The sequence below is a fragment of the Methyloglobulus sp. genome (genome assembly GCF_964779595.1).
Genome location: NZ_CBAROL010000061.1, coordinates 1 through 5,431, shown reverse-complemented (window position 1 = coordinate 5,431; position 5,431 = coordinate 1). Strand labels below are relative to the sequence as shown.

6 protein-coding genes are annotated in these 5,431 nt (G+C 48.1%); 1 reads left to right on the top strand and 5 read right to left on the bottom strand.

Annotated features, from left to right (window positions below):
• Positions 1–282: 282 nt before the first annotated feature.
• The 5 genes from AC1YY3_RS12660 to AC1YY3_RS12640 all read right to left on the bottom strand — a co-directional run bounded on the left by AC1YY3_RS12660 (position 283) and on the right by AC1YY3_RS12640 (position 4,866).
• On the bottom strand, positions 283–756 hold the full coding sequence (locus AC1YY3_RS12660) for a hypothetical protein (protein WP_481825196.1): 474 nt from the start codon (positions 754–756) through the stop codon (positions 283–285).
• A 623-nt stretch (positions 757–1,379) separates the two neighbouring features.
• The gene (locus AC1YY3_RS12655; protein WP_481825195.1) at positions 1,380–1,544 is read right to left on the bottom strand and encodes a hypothetical protein; all 165 of its coding nucleotides are present in this window, start codon (positions 1,542–1,544) and stop codon (positions 1,380–1,382) included.
• Positions 1,545–1,619: 75 nt separating this feature from the next.
• Positions 1,620–2,894, bottom strand: a complete 1,275-nt coding sequence (gene serS / locus AC1YY3_RS12650; RefSeq protein WP_481825194.1) for a serine--tRNA ligase — start codon at positions 2,892–2,894, stop codon at positions 1,620–1,622.
• A 276-nt stretch (positions 2,895–3,170) separates the two neighbouring features.
• Positions 3,171–3,878, bottom strand: a complete 708-nt coding sequence (crcB, locus tag AC1YY3_RS12645; protein WP_481825193.1) for a fluoride efflux transporter CrcB — start codon at positions 3,876–3,878, stop codon at positions 3,171–3,173.
• A gap of 172 nt (positions 3,879–4,050) precedes the next feature.
• Positions 4,051–4,866: a hypothetical protein gene (locus AC1YY3_RS12640; RefSeq protein ID WP_481825192.1), complete on the bottom strand. Its 816-nt coding sequence runs from the start codon at positions 4,864–4,866 to the stop codon at positions 4,051–4,053.
• Positions 4,867–4,968: 102 nt separating this feature from the next.
• Between AC1YY3_RS12640 and AC1YY3_RS12635 the strand changes: the two genes are divergently transcribed.
• Positions 4,969–5,109, top strand: coding sequence for a hypothetical protein (locus tag AC1YY3_RS12635; protein WP_481825191.1), 141 nt, complete (start codon positions 4,969–4,971; stop codon positions 5,107–5,109).
• Positions 5,110–5,431 lie beyond the last annotated feature (322 nt).

Sequence of the window (5,431 nt, the reverse complement as noted above, 5' to 3'; positions counted from 1 at the left end):
AACTACAATGACGAGTACGGATAGCGGGGAGTTCAATCTACGAGACAGGCTTTAAGCCTAAGGATGGGTACGACTTCCCCGTTACCCTCCCGATGATCAACCGGGGATTCTGACCTTTTGAGAGCTCAGAATCAAGATATAAGGTTGGGCAGGTGTTTTTGCCCACCGTTTACATCATCGATTTGTTCCGCGTGGGCAGAAAAGCGTTGCCCACCCGGCTAATCCGCCCTACGGAATGCGCCGACGCGGTGTGATAAGGCACGTCCCGCTTGAGCGCTCATGTTAGCCATGCTTTTGAGCCATGAGAGCAATAAGGCCAGTAATTGCACCTATTACGCCTGTAAGTGCTGAAAGCCAGACAACAAGTTGTGCACGACTTTCATGGTGAGCTTTGGACTCACAGCGGATTTCCTCCCGAAGTGCTTTGATGCCACTAACCGTTAAGTACCGACCGCCTGTTTGGCTCCCCTCATACCACTGATTAGAAATGGTGCCGTCTTCATTGCGACTGTGGGGAATTGGAACGCGAAGGGCTCTGGCCTTACGCAATAGCTGTTTGGTTAAGTGAGCGTCCTCGTCCTGCAGTTCGAGTTCAAAGCGGCATCCTGATTCAAGCGACATCACTTCTGCATGATTATTGTTGCGTCGTGCAGCGGCAATGTCTTTGCAATATCCACGCTCTATGAGTGACCTTGACCATGCAAGTCGCGTAGCTGTTGGTAAAAACTGGTAAGTTAAACGGTAAAGTAGTGACATTTCTCTTAAGGCCTAACGCAAAGTCAAGGGTACATTCCATGCACCTGATTTGGTGCGTAAAACGCACCCTACATCATTAAAAATTATCTTCACAACGCCAACAAATGCTCCCCAGTCGGGTAGGGTGCATTCTATGCACCAAAAAACGACAAATGTGTTGCGTAATTCCATATCAAACACCGATGGTTTTGGTGCGTAAAACGCACCCTACATCAACCCTCTAAGTCGATAAACCAACTCTAACGCTTGCTTAGTGCCGTAGGTTGGGCTGAATAAAATGATGCCCAACATAAATCGAAGCCTGGAATGTTGGGGTGAGGCACGAACCCCAACATAACACCGACCATTATATTTGTTGGGGTTCACAAGTTCACCCCAACCTACAATTACCCGCCTATCCCGTATGCCGCGCCGAGCATCTGAGCATTTATCGGGAATAGCCCGTTAGGGGTGCGGCAGGAATGCCGCACGTTGTCAAAGGGACAGGGAGTCCCTTTTTTGACAACCCCCGGTAAATGCGAGAAGCACAAGGAGCAAGCGGCATCCGGGGGTCGTTTCTTTTGGATACTTTTCTTTGGACAAGCAAAGAAAAGTATCTCGTCCGTGGGTACGAGAACCCACATTCAAATAACCGTCGCGGTAGCGACACATTTAATGTTCACATCCCTGTGTCCTGGATTCCGGCAAGCGGCGCAAGTTCCTACTTGCTTGCCGCACTTCCGCCATCCTTGGCGGTCGTCCATGCCGGAATGACGGCTACGTATTATATGCAAGTTGATTCCGTTCATGGCTCGACAAAGCTCGCCACGAACGGAGTCAACTACCAGCCGTTCGTCCTGAGCCTGTCGAAGGACTTAACCATATCATTCAATAACCTTCACCCCACCCATATACCGCAGCAAAGCGTCAGGAATATGTATTCGTCCTTGCTCGTCTTGATAGTTTTCCATCACCGCAATCAATGTCCTACCAGCCGCCAAGCCTGAACCGTTCAACGTATGGACGAGTTCGGGCTTGCCTGTTTCAGGATTGCGCCAGCGTGCTTGTAAGCGCCGCGCCTGAAAGTCTCTGAAGTTGCTGCAAGAAGAAATTTCCCGGTATGCGCCCTGTCCTGGCAGCCAAACTTCGAGATCGTAGGTTTTTGAGGAAGAAAATCCGGTATCGCCAGCGCACAGCAACATCTTTCGATAAGGCAGGTTCAGCTTTTCCAGGATGGTTTCGGCATGGCGGGTCAATTCCTCATGCGCCCTGGCGGAATCATCTGGCCTGACGATTTGGACTATCTCCACTTTTTCAAACTGGTGCTGCCGGATCATGCCGCGCACATCGCGCCCATACGCGCCTGCTTCACTGCGGAAACAAGGGCTGTGGCAGACGAATTTCAAGGGTAAGTCTTTGGCATCGACGATGATATCCCGGACGATGTTGGTGACTGGAACTTCCGCCGTCGGGATCAGGTATAGGGCTGGATCATCATTGGCCTTGAACAAGTCAGCCTCAAATTTAGGTAGCTGTCCTGTGCCGTACAAGCTATCGGCATTCACCAGATAAGGCACGTAGGTTTCGCTGTAACCATGCAAGGCGGTGTGCGTATCCAACATTAGCTGGATGATCGCACGTTGCAGCCTTGCTATTGGCCCATTCAGAACCACAAACCGTGCGCCCGCGATTTTTGCGCCCAGTTCAAAATCTATCAGCCTGTTTTTTGCGCCCAGATCAACGTGGTCTTTGGGGGTAAAAGAGAAATTCGGGAGATCTCCCCAACGGCTGACCTCGACATTGGCCTCTTCATTTTTGCCATCGGGAACGGATTCATCCAGGATATTGGGAATGACTTCCATCAAGCTGGACAGTGACTGTTGGATTTCAGCGAGCTCGGCTTCTGCCGCTTTCAGGTCATCGCCGAGATGCTGCATTTGCTCCAAAATGGGCTGGACATCCTCGCCTTTGGCCTTGGTTTGCCCAACCAGTTTTGAACGGCTGTTGCGTTCATTCTGCAATTCCTGGGTAAGAACCTGGACTTCTTTGCGGCGGGCTTCTAACGCCATATAAGGCGCGGGATCGAACGCGAACGAACGCCTGTCCAGTTGTTGCTTGACCTTATCGAGGTCGGTCCTGAATAATCGGGGATCTAACACGGTATTTCCTAATCAATAAAAATGAACAAAAAGTATTTAGTTACGTATGGCTTTTAACCAAATCAGCAAGCTTTCCAGTCGCCGTCACCCCGGCAGGGATTGCCGGGGTCTAGGTTACAGGGATGTATCCTTGGCGCTTACTTAACTGGCGAGCCACATCCTTGTGCTCTGGATACCGGCAATCCCTGCCGGTATGACGACGGTATTTGCAGAATTCGTGACATCATCACCGTTTTGATTTTCGCTGAAGCCTGTAAGTGTTAAGGTAAATATCAATTATAAGTCTTTTGCAGCAATAAACCCCAGCCACGTCACCAACGAACACACCAAGGTATTAGCTGAAAAAATGCCAATCAAATAACGCATCTGGCCGGCCAGCGAATAGCCCTGTTCGATCAAGTACAGCAGGACATACAAGCCGGACAACACCAGATACAGGCCGATAACGACAACCATGAGCGTTGCGCCCAAGGGTTCGGGCAAGGCAATTTTAGCCAGCAAAATGGCAATCACGAAACCCATCATGAAAGCACCTATCGTGTTGATGACCATCAATGCATAAGGGATGGTATGTCCCTGCCAGCTTATTGCGCCGCCTGACCAGAAAAACAAGCCCCGGCTACAGAGCAAGCCCAACCACACCGCCAGGATACAGGCGGCGACACTGACAAAGATGTTGCCTGCCGCTTTCGTCAGGCTGCCTTGCTCGATCAGGTACAAGGTTTCCAGGGAAAACGTGGAAAACGTGGTGAATGCGCCAATAAAGCCGACCAGGATGGCGGCACGGTAATCATGGGCAAAGGTGACTTTCTGGACGATCAAGGCTTCGGTCAACAAGCCGAGCAGGAATGAGCCGATGATATTGACCACCAATGTGCCATAAGGAAAGCCACGGCCCAGCCAATGGTAAATTCCGTTTGACACCAGAAAGCGGAACACCGCACCGAATGAGCCGCCTAGGGCGACGGCGATTATTTGATTCATCAATGTATTAACTTAAAACCCTATAAAATTCTACCAACGTCATGAAAGCGCAAAACAGTTATTTGGCTGTAGGTTGCGGGTGAGGAACGAACCCCAACACATCGAAGCCCCAAAATGTTGAGGTTCGCACACTCACCCCAACCTACCGTGCTACATGACACAACATACGGTGTTACGTTGGGCATTGTATCCGATGATCTACTCCGCCATATTTAAGCCACATCCTACGAATCATCTCAGCATGGTTAGGTTCTGCAGCAGGAGAGATTCTCACACCAAAAAGATGGAAGATCTCATCGACGGATATTAGTTCCATTTTGGGTTCACACGATTGGAAAGCAAACCTGATTTCTTCCTCTTTTCGAAAAATATTGTGCTTGTTAAACGATAAGAGCGAAATAGTTTCAGTTTTATAATTCACGCGTCCACAATGGAGTTGCCCTTCTTGAGTTATTTCCTTGGCAGAGTTCAAAAGATGTTTCTTTAATTGGCCATACCTGATCGTTATACCGATACCGTCATTTCCTCCAGCATAAACTGTCCACATCAGGTGATCATCAAAGTAAGTATCCAATTCCGTCCAGCACGATATGTTCCAAGAGGAAGCCTTAGACTTGACATATTTTTCCCAAATCGTTCCAGAACGATTAAGTTTCGCAAAAATCCGAAGGACTGCGAGGTCATAGTCTTCAGGGATTACGCACTCCCACTTATCATCGAATTGAGTGGCAATTGGAAAAGCGATCTGGCGAGTGTGAAGAAATTTGATGAACTTCGTCGGAGTCAAATACCTGCAGATAAGAGCGTCGTCTTCCGGTTCGACAGGCACTACAGCGGACTTTGAAAATACCTTATCGTAGATTAACTCAACAAGAGCCTCATCCTTTATCTCCGAATTTTTCGCAACCTCGTCGAGAATTTCTTTCTCGAATTCTGAGGTATTTATGTGCGCATTTTTTATGTTCGGAATGTAGTGATCGTCATCCATTTTTAGGGAAAAATATTAAAGCGTAATAATCACGGACATTGCATCATATTATTACATATCCATACTTATCGAATTAGTGAGTTTTATCATCGAATTTGACCAATGAAATTATTTTGGCTGACCAATAAGATCATATTGACCAGGATTTCTCGTGCTGACCAAAAAATGCCATCGGGTAAAACTCGGGAACAGGGCGGCATTCATATCTTATTAAAAGCCAGTGATTACAGTTCAAATCCATAGCCAACCCCCAATCTCCCGTAAAGACTCGCTAACACTCGTTTGTTTAGATTCGGCTATTAGGAAATATAACAGGGCGTTATGCGCCGTTGTTCATATTAAAATCCTTAAAACTGATTTTTTCTGGTTTCCTATCCATACCGGTTGGTATCCCAAGAAAACCACGGACAACCCATCCTTATATCTTGATTCTGAGCTCTCAAAAGGTCAGAATCCCCGGTTGATCATCGGGAGGGTAACGGGGAAGTCGTACCCATCCTTAGGCTTAAAGCCTGTCTCGTAGATTGAACTCCCCGCTATCCGTACTCGTCATTGTAGTTCGAAC